Annotated in this window: 17 protein-coding genes and 1 pseudogene; 15 read left to right on the plus strand and 3 right to left on the minus strand. The window is 72.1% G+C overall.

Annotated features, from left to right (window positions below):
- Positions 1–221 precede the first annotated feature (221 nt).
- The 4 genes from ABT403_RS03220 to ABT403_RS03235 all read left to right on the plus strand — a co-directional run bounded on the left by ABT403_RS03220 (position 222) and on the right by ABT403_RS03235 (position 2906).
- Positions 222–1133: a nitroreductase/quinone reductase family protein gene (locus ABT403_RS03220; protein WP_344157553.1), complete on the plus strand. Its 912-nt coding sequence runs from the start codon at positions 222–224 to the stop codon at positions 1131–1133.
- Between the two features lie 125 nt (positions 1134–1258).
- The gene (locus tag ABT403_RS03225) at positions 1259–1735 is read left to right on the plus strand and encodes an LAETG motif-containing sortase-dependent surface protein (protein WP_344157556.1); all 477 of its coding nucleotides are present in this window, start codon (positions 1259–1261) and stop codon (positions 1733–1735) included.
- An 8-nt stretch (positions 1736–1743) separates the two neighbouring features.
- Positions 1744–2400 carry an RNA polymerase sigma factor gene (locus ABT403_RS03230; protein WP_425580169.1) on the plus strand — a complete coding sequence of 219 codons (657 nt, stop codon included), beginning with the start codon at positions 1744–1746 and terminating at the stop codon, positions 2398–2400.
- The gene (locus ABT403_RS03235; RefSeq protein WP_344157559.1) at positions 2397–2906 is read left to right on the plus strand and encodes a hypothetical protein; all 510 of its coding nucleotides are present in this window, start codon (positions 2397–2399) and stop codon (positions 2904–2906) included. Before ABT403_RS03230 ends, ABT403_RS03235 begins: the two co-directional genes overlap by 4 nt.
- A gap of 38 nt (positions 2907–2944) precedes the next feature.
- Here the strand turns inward: ABT403_RS03235 and ABT403_RS03240 are convergent, their stop codons facing one another.
- Entirely contained in the window at positions 2945–3397 is a 453-nt protein-coding gene (locus tag ABT403_RS03240; RefSeq protein ID WP_344157562.1) for a MarR family winged helix-turn-helix transcriptional regulator, read from the minus strand.
- Between the two features lie 196 nt (positions 3398–3593).
- On the opposite strand from ABT403_RS03240, the gene ABT403_RS03245 reads away from it, so the two are divergent.
- The 4 genes from ABT403_RS03245 to ABT403_RS03260 all read left to right on the plus strand — a co-directional run bounded on the left by ABT403_RS03245 (position 3594) and on the right by ABT403_RS03260 (position 7783).
- Positions 3594–4820 carry an MFS transporter gene (locus ABT403_RS03245; RefSeq protein ID WP_344157565.1) on the plus strand — a complete coding sequence of 409 codons (1227 nt, stop codon included), beginning with the start codon at positions 3594–3596 and terminating at the stop codon, positions 4818–4820.
- Positions 4821–4858: 38 nt separating this feature from the next.
- Positions 4859–5296 (plus strand): GlcG/HbpS family heme-binding protein, encoded by a 438-nt coding sequence (locus ABT403_RS03250; RefSeq protein ID WP_344157568.1) that lies wholly within the window; start codon positions 4859–4861, stop codon positions 5294–5296.
- A gap of 86 nt (positions 5297–5382) precedes the next feature.
- Complete coding sequence (locus ABT403_RS03255) at positions 5383–7014, plus strand: beta-N-acetylhexosaminidase (RefSeq protein ID WP_344157571.1); 1632 nt, start codon at positions 5383–5385, stop codon at positions 7012–7014.
- Positions 7015–7183: 169 nt separating this feature from the next.
- Positions 7184–7783 carry a hypothetical protein gene (locus ABT403_RS03260; protein ID WP_344157574.1) on the plus strand — a complete coding sequence of 200 codons (600 nt, stop codon included), beginning with the start codon at positions 7184–7186 and terminating at the stop codon, positions 7781–7783.
- A 21-nt stretch (positions 7784–7804) separates the two neighbouring features.
- Here ABT403_RS03260 and ABT403_RS03265 read toward each other — a convergent pair whose 3' ends face one another.
- Positions 7805–8620, minus strand: coding sequence for an endonuclease I family protein (locus ABT403_RS03265; RefSeq protein WP_344157577.1), 816 nt, complete (start codon positions 8618–8620; stop codon positions 7805–7807).
- 217 nt (positions 8621–8837) lie between these two features.
- Here ABT403_RS03265 and ABT403_RS03270 point away from each other — a divergent pair.
- The 7 genes and pseudogenes from ABT403_RS03270 to ABT403_RS03300 all read left to right on the plus strand — a co-directional run.
- Positions 8838–8924, plus strand: a pseudogene (locus tag ABT403_RS03270) (peptidase); the annotation flags it as partial.
- Positions 8925–9421: 497 nt separating this feature from the next.
- A complete protein-coding gene (locus ABT403_RS03275; RefSeq protein ID WP_344157580.1) occupies positions 9422–11155 on the plus strand; it encodes a recombinase family protein in 1734 nt (577 codons plus the stop codon).
- A 545-nt stretch (positions 11156–11700) separates the two neighbouring features.
- Entirely contained in the window at positions 11701–12027 is a 327-nt protein-coding gene (locus tag ABT403_RS03280; protein ID WP_344157582.1) for a helix-turn-helix transcriptional regulator, read from the plus strand.
- A 62-nt stretch (positions 12028–12089) separates the two neighbouring features.
- The gene (locus tag ABT403_RS03285) at positions 12090–12542 is read left to right on the plus strand and encodes a hypothetical protein (protein ID WP_344157585.1); all 453 of its coding nucleotides are present in this window, start codon (positions 12090–12092) and stop codon (positions 12540–12542) included.
- Positions 12543–12664: 122 nt separating this feature from the next.
- On the plus strand, positions 12665–13516 hold the full coding sequence (locus tag ABT403_RS03290) for a bifunctional DNA primase/polymerase (protein WP_344157588.1): 852 nt from the start codon (positions 12665–12667) through the stop codon (positions 13514–13516).
- Positions 13513–15279 (plus strand): AAA family ATPase, encoded by a 1767-nt coding sequence (locus tag ABT403_RS03295; RefSeq protein ID WP_344157591.1) that lies wholly within the window; start codon positions 13513–13515, stop codon positions 15277–15279. The genes ABT403_RS03290 and ABT403_RS03295 overlap by 4 nt, the downstream gene beginning before the upstream one ends.
- A 2-nt stretch (positions 15280–15281) precedes the next feature.
- A complete protein-coding gene (locus ABT403_RS03300) occupies positions 15282–15650 on the plus strand; it encodes a hypothetical protein (protein ID WP_344157594.1) in 369 nt (122 codons plus the stop codon).
- Positions 15651–15702: 52 nt separating this feature from the next.
- Here the strand turns inward: ABT403_RS03300 and ABT403_RS03305 are convergent, their stop codons facing one another.
- Positions 15703–15891: a hypothetical protein gene (locus ABT403_RS03305; RefSeq protein ID WP_344157597.1), complete on the minus strand. Its 189-nt coding sequence runs from the start codon at positions 15889–15891 to the stop codon at positions 15703–15705.
- Positions 15892–16021 lie beyond the last annotated feature (130 nt).

Here is a 16021-nt window from a genome sequence, read left to right on the forward strand (position 1 = left end):
TCACATCAGGGGACCGCCATGAACAGGCCTTCCACACCCCGCAGTTGACGCAGCGCAGCCGCACGTCCGGCTGCCGCGCCGCGCTCCGGCCCCAGGCCGGGGCGCCCCCCTTCCCCGCGCACCCGCGCATCCCCGCGCCACGCCCCGCCGCGCCGGCCCCCGCCCCCTGGCGGGCCGTCCGGGCGCCGCCGGCGTGGCCCGTCCCGTCCGGAGACACACGCGTGCCCACGCCCCCTTCCTTCAACCAGTCCGTCATCGAGGAGTTCCGTGCCCGCCGGGGCGAAGTCGGCGGCCCCTTCGAAGGCGCCGACCTGCTCCTGCTGACCACCACCGGCGCCCGGTCCGGCGCCCCGCACACCACACCGCTCGGCTACGTACGCCACGAGGGCGCCCTCCTCGTGGTCGGCTCCGACCTCGGCGCCCCCCGCCACCCCGCCTGGTACCACAACCTCCTCGCCCACCCCCAGGTACGGGTGGAACTCGGCGCCGACGCCTTCGAGGCCCTCGCCGTCCCCGCCGAGGGAGCCCGCCGCGAGGAGCTCTTCGCGCGGGTCCTGCGCACCGCCCCCGGGTACGCCGACTACCAGGCCCGCACCGAACGCCCGCTGCCCGTCGTCGTCCTGGAGTCCGCCGCCCCCGACGGGTGGCGGGCCCCCGGCGAGGTCCGCACCCTGGCCGGCAAACTCCTGGAGGTCCACACCTGGCTGCGGGCCCAGCTCGGCCACGTCCGCGCCGAGACCGAGGCCCACTTCGCCGCCCGGGCCGCCCACACCGGACCGGGCCGGCCGCCCGAACCCGGACTCGGGCTCCAGATCCGCCAGCGCTGCCTGGCCTTCTGCCAGGCCCTCGCCTTCCACCACACGAGCGAGGACGAGCACCTCTTCCCCGGCATCGCCGTCCACCACCCCCACCTGGCGGGCACGTTCGAGCGGCTGCGCGAGGAACACCGCACCGTCGCCCGGATCCAGGACGAGCTCGTCTCCCTCCTGGAGGGCGTGCGGATCGCCGAACCCGAACGGTTCCGCGCCGAACTGGCCAGGATGACGGCCGAGCTGACGGCCCACCTCGACCACGAGGAGGAGACCCTGCTCCCGCTGCTGGCCGAGGTCCCCTGGCCGCCGCCGCGCCCCTGAGGGCGGCAGGGCGAAGAGGGCGCGGAAAATTTTCCGGGAACGGCGGCAACCGATCGCGCACTCGCACGTCGTGCGGGGGTGAAGGGCGAAGTTCCGAGCCCTCGGACCGATCGTGGAGATGCACCGTGAAGAACCTGAAGCGCGTACCCCAGTCCGCCCGCCGGGCGGCCGTCGTCGCTGCCGCCGCCGGGGCGGCCGTCGCCCTCGGCGGGCCGGCCTTCGCCGCGCAGGGGGCTTCCGCCACTCCGGCGCCGCCCTCCGCCTCGGCGGCGCCGCACCCGGTTCCCTCGCAGCCCGGCGGCAGCGCCAAGCCGAGCCCGGTCCCGACCCACCCGGGCAGCGGGCAGCCCTCGGCCGTCCCCTCCCTGCCGCCGACGGCGCCGAGCCCGTCCGTCAGCCACCCCGGCAGCGGGCAGCCGTCCGCCGTTCCGTCCGCGGCCCCGTCCGCCGTGCCGTCCGCGGCGCCCGGTTCCGGCGAGGGGTCCGAGCTCGCGCATACTGGCTCCTCGGCGACGACCGTCGCCCTCGGCGCCGGAGCGGCCGGGCTCGTCGCCGTGGGCGCGGGAGCCCTTTACACCGTGCGGCGCCGCGCAGGCAACTGAGGACACCAGTGCTCGCACTCGTACCGACCGCCGGCCCCGCCGCGCCCGCTTCCCCCCGGGCGTGGCGGGGCTTGTGGTGGTGGCTGACCCGCCGCGAAACCCCCGCCCCGCCGGCCGGCCCCGGCGCGCACCCCCACCCGTACACCTACGGGACGCCCGGTCCCGCCGCCGGCGACCCCGTGCCGACCGTCAGCGAGCTGTACCACGCGCACCGGCTGTCCATGGTCCGCCTCGCCGTGCTCCTCGTCGACGACCCGGGCACCGCCGAGGACGTGGTCCAGGACGCGTTCACCGCCCTCTACCGCCGCTACGGGGAGCGGATCACGGAGGTGGACAACGCGCTGGGCTACCTGCGCACCTCCGTCGTGAACACCGCCCGCTCCGTGCTGCGTCGGCGCCGCACGGCCCGCGCGTGGATCCCGCCCGTCACGGCCGACGTACCCTCCGCCGAGGCGTCCGTCGTCCTGGACGAGGCACACCGCGAGGTCCTGGCGGCGCTGGGCCGGCTGACCCCGCGCCGCCGCCAGGTGCTGGTGCTCCGGTACTGGGCGGACCTGAGCGAAGCGGAGATAGCCGAGACCCTGGGCATCAGCCGGGGCTCGGTGAAGTCGAACGCCAGCCGCGCCCTGGACGCGCTGGAACGGATCCTGGAGGGACGGGTATGAGCGGCGAACGCCCCGTGGAGCGCCGGCTGCGGCAGGCCATGGAGGCCAGGGCCGCGCAGGTCACCGTGGTCTCGCTGCGCCCGGCCGACCCGCCGGGCCCGCACCTCAAGGCCACCCGGGTCCGGCTGCGCCGCCCCGCCTGGGCCTTCGCGGGCTTGTCCGGCCTCGCGGCGGCGGCCCTGGCCGGCTACCTGCTGCTGGGCCCCGACGAGGTCCCGTCCCGCCCGGTCCCGCCCGCCGCGCCGCCGGAGCTCACCCCGCTGCCGAGCCCGAGCCCGTCGGTGAGCCCGGCGCCTTCGGCGGTCCCCTCGGAGCCGCCCTCGCAGAGCCCGGGCCCCCGGGCCACCCCCGTGCCGACCCCGCCCGGCTCCTCGGCGCGCCCGTCCCGTCCGGCGTCCGCGCCCCCGTCCACGCACGCCCCGGCCCAGGGCTCGGCCGTACCCTCCGCGGGCTCGGGGGCGGGGCTGCCGCCGGTGACGGCGGTCCCCTCTTCACCCAAGCCCTGAGGGGCGCCCGGGCCCCCGGCCGTCTTCCCGGCCGGGGCCTACGCGCGCAGGTTCTCGACCGCCGTGACCAGGGGGGCCAGTTCCGGGCGGGCGGCCGCCTCGTCCAGGGCCTCGCGCAGGGCGGTCGCGTTGGTGGGGCGGGCGCGGGCCAGGAGGTCGAGGCCCGCCTGGCTGACGTCGGTGTAGATGCCGCGCCGGTCCGTGTCGCAGAGGTAGCGGTTCAGCAGGCCCCGGTCCTCCAGCCGGCTGACCAGGCGGGTCGTCGCGCTCTGGCTGAGCACCACCGACTCCGCGACCTGGTGCATCCGCAGGTGCCCGCCGGGCCCGTCGTGCTGGCGGCTGAGGACGTCCAGCAGGGAGTACTCGCGCACGCTCAGCCCGTGCCCCGCCTGCAGGGCCCGCTCCAGGTGCGCCTCGATGCGGCCGTGGAGGAGGGAGAGGGCGCACCAGCCCTGGGCGAGGGGGGTCGGGGCGCTGTCCGTGGCCGTCATGGGCTCCTCCGTCGTCAGGGCGTACGCCCGGGGCGTGCGCGTGCGCGTACCACCCAGGATAGGGGACATGCGCAATAGCCCGCGCTTGCAAATATCCGGCGTCTGCAATTAATGTGGACGACTGTAAACGGCTGGCGCAATCTTCCCGCCGCTTCGTCCGCACTGACCTCCCCCCACCCTGAAGGGCCGCACGCTCATGCCTCTCGCGCTCCTCGCCCTCGCCATCGGGGCCTTCGGGATCGGCACCACCGAGTTCGTGATCATGGGCCTGCTGCCCGAGGTCGCCGCCGGATACGGCGTCTCGATCCCGACCGCAGGCCTCCTGGTCACCGGCTACGCCCTCGGCGTCGTCCTCGGCGCCCCCGTGATGACCGTCCTCGGCACCCGTGTCCCCCGCAAGCGGATGCTGATGCTGCTCATGGGCCTGTTCGTCGTCGGCAACGTGGTCTCCGCGCTCGCCCCGTCCTTCGGGGTGATGCTGGCCGGCCGGGTCGTCGCCTCCCTCGCCCACGGCGCCTTCTTCGGGATCGGGGCGGTCGTCGCCGCCGGACTCGTGGCGCCCGAGCGCAAGGCCGGCGCCATCGCGATGATGTTCACCGGCCTGACCGTGGCCAACGTGGTCGGTGTCCCGCTCGGCACCCTCGTCGGCCAGCACCTCGGCTGGCGCGTCACCTTCCTGATCGTGGCCGCGCTCGGCGTGGCCGGCCTGCTCGGCATCGCCCGGCTGGTCCCCGAACCGCCCCGGCCCGAGGGCGTGCGCATCCGCCACGAACTGGCCGCCTTCCGCAACGTCCAGGTACTGCTCGCCATGGCCATGACCGTCCTCGGCTTCGGCGGCGTCTTCGCGGCGATCACCTACATCACCCCGATGCTCACGAACGTCGCCGGCTTCGCCGACACCTCCGTGACCTGGCTGCTCGTCCTCTTCGGGCTGGGCATGGTCGCCGGGAACCTGGTCGGGGGCCGCTTCGCCGACCGGGCGCTGATGCCGATGCTGTACGTGTCGCTCGGCGCGCTGGCCCTGGTCCTGGCCGCCTTCACCGTCACGGCCCACAGCAAGCCGGGCGCCGCCGTCACCGTCGCCCTCATCGGCGCCCTCGGCTTCGCGACCGTCCCGCCGCTGCAGAAGCGGGTCCTCGACCAGGCCCAGGGCGCCCCCACCCTGGCCTCCGCCGTCAACATCGGCGCCTTCAACCTGGGCAACGCCCTCGCCGCCTGGCTCGGCGGGCTGGTCATCAGCGCCGGCCTCGGCTGGACCGCCCCGAACTGGGTCGGCGCCGCCCTCGCCGCCTCCGCCCTGGTCCTCGCCCTCGTCTCCGGCGCCCTGGAGCGCCGTACGGGCCGCCGCGCCGAGGGCGGGAGCCGGGTCGTCGCGGCCGCGGCCCCCACCGCGACCCCGGGCCCCGCCCCCGTCCACCACTGATCCCCCCACCGACCGCACCACCGCGACAGGAGCACCCCATGTCCCGCACCACCACCCGTACCGCCCTCTCCCCGCTGACCACCGAGGACGCCGAGCTGCTCGTCAGCGCGGCCCGCAGCGCCGCCGAGGCGGCCGGGGTCGCGGTCAGCGTCACCGTCCTGGACGCGGGCGGCCACCTCCTGGCCTTCCGCCGCGACGACCGGGCCGTCCTGATCTCCGGCGAGACCAGCACCCGCAAGGCCTACACCGCCCTCCAGCTGAACGCGCCCACCGCGGCCCTCACCGAGGCCGTCCTGCCCGGCGGCCCCTTCCACTCGCTGCCCACCGCCCTCGACCGGCCGCTGCTGTTCATCGCGGGCGGCCTCCCGGTCCACCGCGACGGCCACCTCATCGGCGCAGTCGGCGTCGGCGGCGGCGCCCCCGAGCAGGACCACGGGTTCGGCGAGGCGGCCCTGGAGGCCCTCGCCGCTGCCTGACCCGCCCCGGCCCGGAGCCACCCCTTCCGCCCCGGGTCGCGGACGCCGGTCCCCCGTGCCAGCTTGGTACGGGGGACCGGTGCATCATGCGGACGACGAAGAGAAGGACCGCCGCAGGACGGACCATCGTGACGGCAGCGGCCGCCGCCCTGGTCTCCTTCGCCGTGCCCGCGTGCTCCGCCGGGGCCCAGGACGACGGCCCCGCCCCCACCGCCACCGCCCCGCCGGGCACGCCCGCACCGGCCACCCCGAGCGCCCCGGACCTGCGGACGGCCTCCGCGTACCCGCTGTCCGCCGCCCCGCGCACCGTCCCGGCCGTACGGGAGCACGTACCCGCCCGGGGCCCCGGCTGGAAGCCCGCGCCCGGCGCCCGCGTCCTGGTGGCCCCCGCCGACCGCGCGGCCCTCGCCGACGAGGGGCGGCTGCTGGCCGGCGAACTGGGCCTCGGGTACGCGGAGTCGGACCAGGCGCAGCCCGGCGACGTCAGCCTCGCCCTGGGGGCGAAGGGGTCCGGGCCGCCCGAGTCCTACACCCTCACCGTCCAGGGCGGCCGGGTCACCGTCACCGGCCCCGACGAGGCGGGCGTCTTCTACGGCACCCGCACCCTCAAACAGGAGATACGCGGCGCCGGTTCGGCCCCCGAGGGCACGGTGAAGGACGCCCCGGCCAAACCGCAGCGCGGACTCAACCTGGACATCGCCCGCAAGAACTTCACCACCGGCTGGATCGAGGACCGGCTCCGCGAGATGGCCGACCTCAAACTCAACCAGCTCGGCCTGCACTTCTCCGACGACCAGGCCTTCCGGATCGAGTCGGACACCCACCCGGAGATCGTCTCCACCCCGCACCTCACCAAGGCCGACGTACGCGGGATCACCGCGCTCGCCGCCCGGCTGCACATCGCGGTCGTCCCCGAGATCGACTCGCCCGGACACCTCGGCGCCGTCCTGCGCGCCCACCCGGAGCTGCAACTGCGCGACGCGGCGGGCCGGGCCGTCAAGGGCGCCGTGGACATAGCGAACCCGGCGTCCGCGAAGCTGGTGGACGACCTGCTGCGCGAGTTCCTGCCCCTGTTCCCGGCCGGTGCCTGGCACCTGGGCGCCGACGAGTACCAGGCCCTGGTCGTCAGCGACCCGCAGGCCTCCTTCCCGCAGCTCGCGCAGGCCGCGCGGGCCCGCTACGGGGCCACGGCCCGGGTGCGCGACCTGGCCACGGGCTGGCTCAACGACCGGGCTGCGGTGGTCCGTCCGTCGGGCAAGGCCCTCAAGGCGTGGAACGACGGGATCTTCAAGGGGGGCGTCGCACAGGCGGCCCCGGACATCCAGGCCGAGTACTGGACCGGCAAGGAGAACGGAGCCCGTCCGCCGGCGGAGTACCTGAGCACGGGCCGCAAGGTGGTCAACCTCAACGACGAGTACCTCTACTACGTCCTCGGCGAGCCCAACCAGTTCACCTACCCCACCGGCAAGCGGATCTACGAGCAGTGGACCCCGCTAGTCCTGCGCGGCACCGCCGCCGTCCCCGCCTCGTACGACGCGCAGATCCTCGGCGCCCGCCTCGCCGTCTGGTGCGACCTGGCCGGCTCCCAGACCCCGGCCCAGGTGGCCGCCGGCATCCGGATGCCGCTGGCCGCCCTCTCCCAGAAGCTCTGGGACCCCCGCCCGCCGCAGGCCCCCTGGTCCGAGTTCCAGGCCCTCGCCGGCCGCCTGGCCCCCTGACCGGCCGGGACCGCTGAGCGGTCACGGACGTCCGCCGCCCGGGGCCGGAGGTCAGTACTCCGCAACAAGCCGATCCCGGCCCGGTGACGAATCGCGTCCGGCCGTCGCCCCGGCCGGATCCCGGGGGCTACGTTCTGCGCGACGGCGGAACTCGCAGAGGGAGAAGACCATGAGAGCGGTACGGGGGCAGGCGGCCATGGTCGCCCTCGCGGTGTGCGGGATGCTGGCGCTGAGCGCCTGTCAGAACGGCGACGACCAGGCCGGCGCACCGGACGCGAAGCCCAGCGCGGCCGCACCGCCCCCGCCCGCCGCCACCGCCACGGCCGCCGCGCCGGCCCCCTCGAAGACCGGGGCGGCGCCCAAGTCCCCGGCGACCGCCACCCCGCCGGGGAAGGTACCTCCCGCGCCGGCCCCGCCTTCCGGGACGCCCTGCGGCCCCGACGGCAGGATGCCGGTCGCGCCCGACACGATCGCCGTGCATCGCTACACGCCCGAGGGCGGTATGACCAGCCTCATCGTCCAGCACGGCACGTACGGCTGCCCCGGGCGCTTCGAACCGGCGGGCCCGTGGACGTACATCCCGATCTCGGAGACCGCCAAGATCACCGCGACGGCGCCGATCCTCCCCTCGGAGGTGATGGGCAAGCCCATTTCCACCAGTGAGCTGACCGGCTGGCTGGACACCCACCCGGACAAGGGCCTGCCCTTCCGCTACCACCTGAACGCGGAAGGGGTCATCGACACCCTCAACGAGATCTACGTCAAGTAGCCGCCGGGTCCGCCGGGCCCGCTACCAGATGGAGTTGACCCACTCCGGGTGGTCGATGAACGGGTTGCGGTTGTGCTGGTAGGTGTCGAAGATGACCTGGTTGCGCCGCTTCTCGAAGGCGTCCGGCGGGTCCATCTGGTTCCACTGCTTCAGCAGGCTGATCCGGCCGAAGAGGGGGGCGGTGCCGTTGTTGACCTTGTCGTTCATCTCCAGGTCCGGGAAGCCGTCCCCGCCCTCGTAGCGCACGGCCATGTAGAGCAGCATGCGCGCGACGTCGCCCTTGACCGCGTCCCGGGGCTCGAAGGAGTCGGCGTCGGTGTAGCTGCCGGGGGCCTCGGCGACCGGGCTCCCGCCCATGTCGAAGTCCTTGTTGCCGCGCGTGCTGTTGACCGTGACGTCCTCGGGACGCAAGTGGTGCAGGTCGGTGCCCGGCCCGGTGGCCGTGCCGAAGTCGCCGTGGCTCTTGGCCCAGACGTGCTCGCGGTTCCAGTCGTCGACCCCGCCGCCGTTGGTGTTCTTGGACTGGGAGCGGCCCGAGTACACCAGGATGACGTTGTTGGGGTTGGCGGGGTCCTGGTCGGTGACCTTCAGCGCGTTCCACACGCCGTCGTACGTCACCGTGGACTGGTTCTTGATGATGTCGTGCAGCGCCGTCTTCAGCGCGGCGCCGGTCTTGCCCGCCGCGGGCGCGTAGTAGTCGTCGACGCTCGTCGCGGCGGCCGCGGCGCGGGGAGCCGCCGCCGTCCGCTGCGGACCGGCCGTGGCGGTGGCCGGTATGAGGAACAGCGCGGCGGCCGCGAGGCCGGCGGCCCAGGGGGCCGTACGGGAGATTCTCATGACGTGGGGGATACCTCTCCACAAGCACCGCCCCCGCCCTGGCAGTTGGCGGGGTGTCAGGTGGCAGAGCGAGGCTCACATTGTCATGTATCGAACAGGTTAAAACCACGTGTCGGACGGGCGTGGCCGAAGGGTTTGCCACCGGACGGGCATGGGCACGGTAGGCGGTGCCCCGGACGGCCCCGCCCGGCCGTCGACAGCGCCCCTGGAGCAGCCCATGGCAGTGAAGATCCTCATCGTGACCGGCGACGCCGCGGAGTCCCTGGAGGTCCTCTACCCCTACCAGCGCCTAGGGCTCTCTGGAGCGTAGGGAGTTCTCCCCCGCTCGAAGCCGACTGCCCGCGGGTCGAGGTGGACCGCGAGGTGCTCATGGGTGCCGGATCGTACACGTCCGGGGTGACGCCGGTCGTCGGCTGGCTTCCGAAGGACGAGAGCGCCTGGAACTTTGTCGTACCGGCCTGGCATAGTGGGGGCGTTCGCGCCGCTTCGGCGGGCGACACCCCGAGTCTTTACAGACATCGGAAGGGGTCCTCGTGTGGTGAGGGCCTACGACCGTTCTGGAGTTCCCGCTCCGCGACGGTCATCCAGCGGCATCCGATGTCGCATCGAGAGGCCCCGGTTCCCGCCGGGGTCTTTCGCATGTGGAGCCACTGCACCCGACGGCGCCGGGCAGGGGCCACGTTCCACTACCGACACCCCGTCACGCAAGTCAACGCCGGCTCTCGGCACCTTCAACGCAGAAACGTCTTACTAATCGAGACGGCCCGTCAGGTCGCGCTGGCGGCCGTACAGTACGGGCCCATGCCCACCTCCTACGCCGATCAGACCCGCTATCTCATCGCCGCGCGCCGCTCCGTGGACAAGCAGGACGGCACATCGATCCCGCGCCAGGTCGAGGCGGGGCAGCGCGAGGTCATCGCCCGAAAGGGTGCACTTGCGGGGATCGTCAGGGACGAAGGGGTTTCGGGCGCGCTCGACTTCCCGGACCGGCCGAAGCTGGCGCAATGGCTCACCACTGAGGGCCTGTCACGCTGGGACTGCATGATCGTCACGACCCAGGACCGACTCTCGCGTGATGACCTGCACTTCAACGCCTTCATGCGGCACATGCTCGACTGGAACAAGCAACTCATCATCCTGGACGACCCGACTATCGACCTGCGTGACCCGGACTGCCGGATGATCCTCACGATCAAGGCGACGCAAGCCGCGAAGGAGCTGCACAAGATCCGCGAGCGGGTGAGGGACACCTCGGAGTGGCTGCGGTCGAAGGGCTTCCAGACGAAGGGGAACCCGCCCGTGGGCTACGTTCTGGCCAAGCAGCGCGGGCACTACGTCCTGATGCCCGAGCTGCGGTACGCCCGCCATGCCGTGCGCATGGCGAAGTGGGTGCGCGAGGAAGGCAAGTCCCGGCGGTGGGTGGCCGCGCAGATGAACAAGAAGGGCGTGCTGTCCTGGACCGACTACCAGCGCACCCTCAAGGCGCGGAAGCAGGAGCGGGATGGCGAGGAGGTCACCGCTACACCCCCGCGTGGCGTGAAGTGGACCGATCAGACCGTCGACAGGATCCTCCGCAACCCCGCCATGGCCGGCTACATGACCTACAGGGGTGAGCTGGTCATGGACGAGTTGGGCGAGCCCCGCATGGCCACGGAGTACCCCCACCTCACCCACGAGCAGTGGCGGCAGACGGTGGCCGTCCTGGACGCCACCAGCCGCAAAGGCGTGGCCGTCTCGGACCCCGACAGCAAGCCCGACGAAGGGACGTACTCCGGGGCGTCGTTGTGCGAGGGCTGCGGAGGCGCGATGTACCTCCACCGCAAGAAGCGGGCAACGGTCCTTCCCCCGAGCATGACCAAGCTGGGCTCGGCTACGCATTACGAAGATTATCGGTGCCGAAACGCCAAGCACGGTTTCCACTGCGTGGAGCGGGCGAACTGCAAGAAGTACTACCTGGAGGAGTTCGCCGAGGACGCCATGATGACGGCCGTCGGCGACCTGCCTGAGGTCATCCGGATGTGGGAGGAGGGCGAGTCCCACACGGAGAAGCTGGAGCGGGCCCGGGAACGTCTGGTGAAGCTGTCCGAGGACTACGCCGAGGGAGAGTACGACGGCCCCCAGAAGGAGAAGTTCTACTGGACGGTGTTGGAGGGCCTGACCAAGAAGATCGCCCGCCTCGAATCCCTTCCTCAGCGGCCGGCCCGCGCCTGGTACCAGAGGACTGGTCGGACCTGGCGGCAGAAGTGGGCCCGCATGGACAACGATGAGCGCCGCGAGTTCCTGGACAAGAGCGGGATCCGGATCGTCATCTGGCGCCGCGGCGAGGACGGCGAGACCCCCGGCATCCTCGTGCACCTGGGGGACCTTAAGAAGCTCGCCCTGGCCGCCGGTGCACTGCCCGACGACGTAGCCGACACGGTGGCTGCGGACCACCTGGACAACGTCTCCCGCTCCCAGTATCTCTCGGTGATCAAGCGAGGGCTGTTGAAGCCGAAGCGGTCGAAGGACGGCGAGGAGGACGAGCTGGTGGCGTGATCTCCAGCATGATCCTCGTCATGTCTGCATCCGTTAGAAGGCCCTCGGCGTAGACGTCGTTGAGGGCCTGGCGGTCGAAGACGGGCCGTAGCGGAAAGACCCGGTCGTAGAGCCCACGCTGACGACAGATCGCGTCGGCGGCGTCGAGGTCGGGCGTGATCTGCGTGGAGGTGCGGACCGGCATGGGGAACTCATCTCTGTTCGATATTGAAGAAGGGCGTGGGTCATCACGTCGCCAGCAGGCCGGCCAGCGCGGTGCACCTTCTTGAATACGCAACAGGGAGGGCCGAACGGCGGCCCTCGTGAGTCCTCCTAGGACCCGGAAAGTCCAACACCCACCGTCGGGTGCTGCGGATCGGCGCGCCGTGGATTCCCCCTTACCGGTGAGAGGTCGAACTGTTGGCCCGGCCACTGCCCTCGCGGCCCCCTCGTACCGGGATGTCGCCGAGCACGTTGCGCCATCGGTATGACGTATTAACACCCTAAAATTCACCTGTGATTTGGTTCCTCCGATTCATCCGAAACACCCGGATCGGAGGTTCTCCATGCCCACGTTCGTCCCTAGCCGGCTGACCGCCGCCCGCACCCTGCGCGGCCTGACCCAGCCCCAGCTCGGCCAGCGCATCGGCAAGTCGGGCAACGCCATCTACACCTACGAGGTGGGCCGGGTGAGCCCGCCCGACTACGTGGTCGGCCTTCTCGCCCAGGCCCTCGGCCTCGGCGTGGCCGAACTCTACGAGCCCGATCCGGACGACCCGGTCCTCCGCGCGCTCAACGACTTCGACGGCGAACCTTGGCTCGCCCGCGAGATGCCGGACCTCGGGCTGACGGTGCAGCGGCGGACCTCTGTCCGCGCCCCCATCCCTGCCTGACCCCTCACATGCCACTGCCCCCGGCCGGGCCTGGTCAGGGGGCAGCAGATCGGAGCAAATTCGTGTCACTCACCACTGTCCAGCAGCCGCACGCCGAGCCGGTATCCGCCGAGCCGGTGAACCCGTACGGTCTGCCCGGCGACATGACCCCGGCCCAGGCCGTGGCTGCCCTCACGCGCCGCCCTGGGGTCCTGCCGCAGCCCGGCGGCGCCAACGTGTCGTTGATGCTGCCCACCGCCTTCGTGGGGCCGCTGGTGGCACTCCAAGTACTCGGCTTCGCGCCGAGCGAGCGCCGGCCGCGCCTGGACCTGCGAGTGCGCCACCTCGATGACGGCCAGGTCGTCGAGGACGGCCTGCGTCGCGTGCACCACGTCCACCTGCTGCGCCAACTCGGCGGCCTGCGTCGGGGCGAGTGGACGGTTGGGCGCTTCGAGCGGATGCACCGTCACGGCGCGCAATGGCAGGTGCTGCCGCACAAGAGCCCGCCGCGGGCGCGCCTTCGGCCGGCTGCATGACGAAGCCCCCGGTCACCACCCCGGGGGCCCCTAGGAACCACTGACAAACCAACCAATCCAATAGGGAGATGTTACTCATGTCCGAAATTTCTAAGCAAGCGCTTAGCGGGGAATCCGATCGCTTGGGCGAGGCCGCACGCCGTCTCCAGCGCCTCGGACTCCACCTCTTCCCCGCAGACCACCCCGCCCTGGCCGCACCGGCCTGTCTGCGTGCGCACCATCCCGACCAGCTCCGGGACGAGCGCGAGAAGGGCAAGCGGCACCAGCGAGGGAAGCACCCCGCAGTGCGCTGGTCGGCGGTGGCGACCAACGACCCGGCGATGGCGGCACGCTGGTACGATCCCAGCCCGCGCAACATCGCGGTCGCCTGCGGCCCCTCCGGCCTTCTGGTCCTGGACGACGACACCGGAACCGCCCTCGCCGACCTGTGCGCCGACCGTGGCCGCTGCCTGCCGCAGACCTTTACCGTCCGCACCCGCAAGGGCCTCCACCACTACTTCCACCAGCCTGAGCAGCCCCTGGGTAACGGGCTCGGACTGCTCGCCGGCCGCGGCTTCGACATCCGGGGCGGCGCCTCCACAACCTCGAAGTACGGCGGGTACGTGATCGCCCCCGGCTCCCGCCACGAAACGGGCGCGGTGTACGAGGCCGTCGACTGGGACGCGGAGGTCGTGCCGCTGCCCGGCTGGATCGAGCACCTCCTCCGCGTCGCCCCCGAGCCGCGCGCGCCGGGTGAGTCGCGCTGTACCTGGGAGCGGATCCGCGGCGTGGTGGCCAAGCTCCTGGAGCAACACGAGGGCAACCGCGACAACTGCTTGTGGTGGGCTGCCTGCCGTTTCGCCGAGGCCGTCGCCGACGGAGCCGATGAGGGCGCCCTCCGGGTCGTACTGGCATCGACCGCCGAGCGGGTCGGGCTGACCGTCTGGGACGCGGAGACCAAGCTGAACCGGGCCCTGCGGGCGGTGGCAGCATGACCACCACCCACGACGCGGCCGAGGAGCTCATGCGCGACGGTGGCCTGACCGTGCAGGTCGCCCCATGGCCAGTTCGCAAGCACGACGCCGACCCACAAAAAGTACTGCCCCTGAAGGGAGCGAAGGGAGCGAAGGGTGCGAAGGGGGCGCCACACAAGGAAGCACGCCCTTCCGCGCTCCCTTCGGGAAGCACCGACAACAACAAGGACGGCGGAGCGCTCCGCCAGGTCTACGGCGTCCGGTTCAGCACGCTGCGCACCCTGCGCAAGACGTGGCTCTGGGAGGAGAACGGTTACCCGATCATCCCGCTCGGAGAGGCCGGGTACGTGGCCGGCCCCGGCGGCATCGGCAAGACGACGTATTTCCTCCAGCACGTTGTTGCCCGCCTCACCCGGGGCACGCTCCCAGGCGTATTCGAGGGCGCGCCCCGCAACTGCGCGGTCTTCTGCGCGGAGGACTCCTACGAGCACATCGTCAAGCCGCGCCTGATCGCCGCCAACGCAGACCTGGAGCGGGTATTCAAGATCGCCACGCGCACCGCCGAGCGGGACGACCTTGTGCCCCAGTTCCCCTATGACGCGGAGTCGCTGGAAGAGTTCCTCGCGGTCAACGAGATCGTCTTCATCCTGCTCGATCCCGTCATGTCGTGCCTCGGCCCCAACATCAAGCACAACGACCCGCAGGCGATCCGAACCGTCTTCGACGCCTTCCAGCCCGTAGTGGAACGCACCTCCTCCTCGCTCATCAGCGTCATGCACCTCAACCGCCGCCACGGGGAGGACGCCACCGCCCGCATGTCCGGCGCCCACTCATACAGCGACTGCGCCCGCGTCGGCTTCGTCTTCGCCGAGGTCGAGGAGAACTCCTACGTCGTCAGCCAGAAGAAGAACAGCTACGCGCCCCAGAAGGCCCCTGACACGGCTTACCACTTCGAATCGGTGCTCGTGGACACCGACGACGGCATTCCCGTCAGCGTGGGCCTGGTCGTGGTCGACGGCGAATCCGAGGTGTCCGCCGACGACGCCTTGACCGCAGCGCGGCAGACCGCCGAAGAGCGAGAGGAAGTCGCCGACCTGGCCGGCGTCCTCCACGAGTACTTCCTGGCCAACGGCGTCGGCGAGCACCGCGAGATCCCGTCCAACGACATCCCCCGAGCCGCGAAGAACATCGGCGCCTCGGTCGACCAGCTCAAGCGGGCCAAGCGTCGGGCAGGAATCAAGTCCGGCAAGACACAAGGCGCCTTCGACGGCGGATGGGTGTGGCACCTGATCGACCCTGTCCCCGACGCCCCGGACAACAACGTTCCCCCCGACCCCGTCGCGAAGGGAGCGCGGAAGGGGGCGGACCCGTGTGTGCCGCTCCCTTCGCGCTCTTCGCTCCCTTCGCTCCCTTCGGAGGAGTTGTTGTCGACGCCCTCGACGCGCGTCTACACCCGCCGCAAGCGCGCCACGGCTCCCGTTGCTTTTCCGCCCGAGGCCACCCTGGCCGCCACTGCCCCCGGGGCGACGGCCCCGCGGCGCGACGACGAACAGGGCCCGGTCCAAGCCGTCCCCGAGCCGCCCTCGGCCGCTGTCCCTGCGCGACGTCGCGGCCCCGCTCCCGGATCGGGAGGCCGCACGCCGTCGACATCGCCGAAGCAGGACGCGGAAATCGTGCGCCGCGCAGCGGCCGGCGAGGCGTACACCTCCATCGCCACCGCCTTCGACATCAGCGTCGGCACCGTCAAGAACCGCGTCCGTGACGCGAAGCACAAGGAGAACTGATCATGACGGCACCACCCCGTCTTCCTTTTCCCCCCAACACCCCCGAGGCCCCCGGGCTCCGGCGCGGCTGGCAGGCCCGCAGCGGCCCCGCCAAGGCCCTCGATGTCTTGCAGGTCGCGGACTATGCGGCGTGCGGCTACCGGACCCCGCTGTGGGCGGATCACGCCTATCGCTACCGCGGCCCGGATGGCTGGGTCTGGGTCGCCGAACCGTACCCGGAGTGTGATGGGAGCTTCGCCTGGCAGGCCGAGTTCGAGGCGGACCGCGCCAAGCTCGAAGCGGCCGGCTACCGCGTCCGCATCGACCAGACCGAAGCCCGCTACCTCCCCGGGCACACCTTGCCGATCGTCATCACCCAAAGCGCGGCATGACGGAGCGCCCGCCGTGGACGCCTTCGGCGGGCGCTCTGCTCTGGGGCAGCGGCTACCGGGTCCAGCTATTGGAGCGCTCGAACTCGGCCTGCCAGCGCTCCTCGTAAGCCGCCAGCGCCTCGGGGCCGTGCTCGGCGAGGATCTCCGCGCGGTACATCGCCTGCCGTTCGTCCATCTCCTCGCGGGTCAGGTTCTGGCCGTAGTCGTCGTAGGGGCTACTTGGAGTGGGTTGTGTCGCCATGCCGGCAACTGTGCCTCGGGAGGGTGGGCACCGAGCAAGGGCCGTTCGGGGGATCCAGGACGCGCAGGTCAAGAGGCCGTTCGAGGGATCGTTCGTTGTGTCGTTCGCCGTGTCACCGTGGACCACGGAG

The organism is Streptomyces sp. NPDC000075 (genome assembly GCF_040301925.1).
Taxonomy (GTDB): domain Bacteria; phylum Actinomycetota; class Actinomycetes; order Streptomycetales; family Streptomycetaceae; genus Streptomyces; species Streptomyces polychromogenes.

Bases quoted from the DNA above. Each gene is read 5' to 3' on its own strand.
- ABT403_RS03240 (WP_344157562.1), bottom strand. From the start codon at position 3,397: ATGACGGCCACGGACAGCGCCCCGACCCCCCTCGCCCAGGGCTGGTGC.
- ABT403_RS03235 (WP_344157559.1), top strand. From the start codon at position 2,397: ATGAGCGGCGAACGCCCCGTGGAGCGCCGGCTGCGGCAGGCCATGGAG.
- ABT403_RS03265 (WP_344157577.1), bottom strand. From the start codon at position 8,620: ATGAGAATCTCCCGTACGGCCCCCTGGGCCGCCGGCCTCGCGGCCGCC.
- ABT403_RS03255 (WP_344157571.1), top strand. From the start codon at position 5,383: ATGCGGACGACGAAGAGAAGGACCGCCGCAGGACGGACCATCGTGACG.
- ABT403_RS03300 (WP_344157594.1), top strand. From the start codon at position 15,282: ATGACGGCACCACCCCGTCTTCCTTTTCCCCCCAACACCCCCGAGGCC.
- ABT403_RS03245 (WP_344157565.1), top strand. From the start codon at position 3,594: ATGCCTCTCGCGCTCCTCGCCCTCGCCATCGGGGCCTTCGGGATCGGC.
- ABT403_RS03295 (WP_344157591.1), top strand. From the start codon at position 13,513: ATGACCACCACCCACGACGCGGCCGAGGAGCTCATGCGCGACGGTGGC.
- ABT403_RS03275 (WP_344157580.1), top strand. From the start codon at position 9,422: ATGCCCACCTCCTACGCCGATCAGACCCGCTATCTCATCGCCGCGCGC.
- ABT403_RS03280 (WP_344157582.1), top strand. From the start codon at position 11,701: ATGCCCACGTTCGTCCCTAGCCGGCTGACCGCCGCCCGCACCCTGCGC.
- ABT403_RS03305 (WP_344157597.1), bottom strand. From the start codon at position 15,891: ATGGCGACACAACCCACTCCAAGTAGCCCCTACGACGACTACGGCCAG.
- ABT403_RS03260 (WP_344157574.1), top strand. From the start codon at position 7,184: ATGAGAGCGGTACGGGGGCAGGCGGCCATGGTCGCCCTCGCGGTGTGC.
- ABT403_RS03250 (WP_344157568.1), top strand. From the start codon at position 4,859: ATGTCCCGCACCACCACCCGTACCGCCCTCTCCCCGCTGACCACCGAG.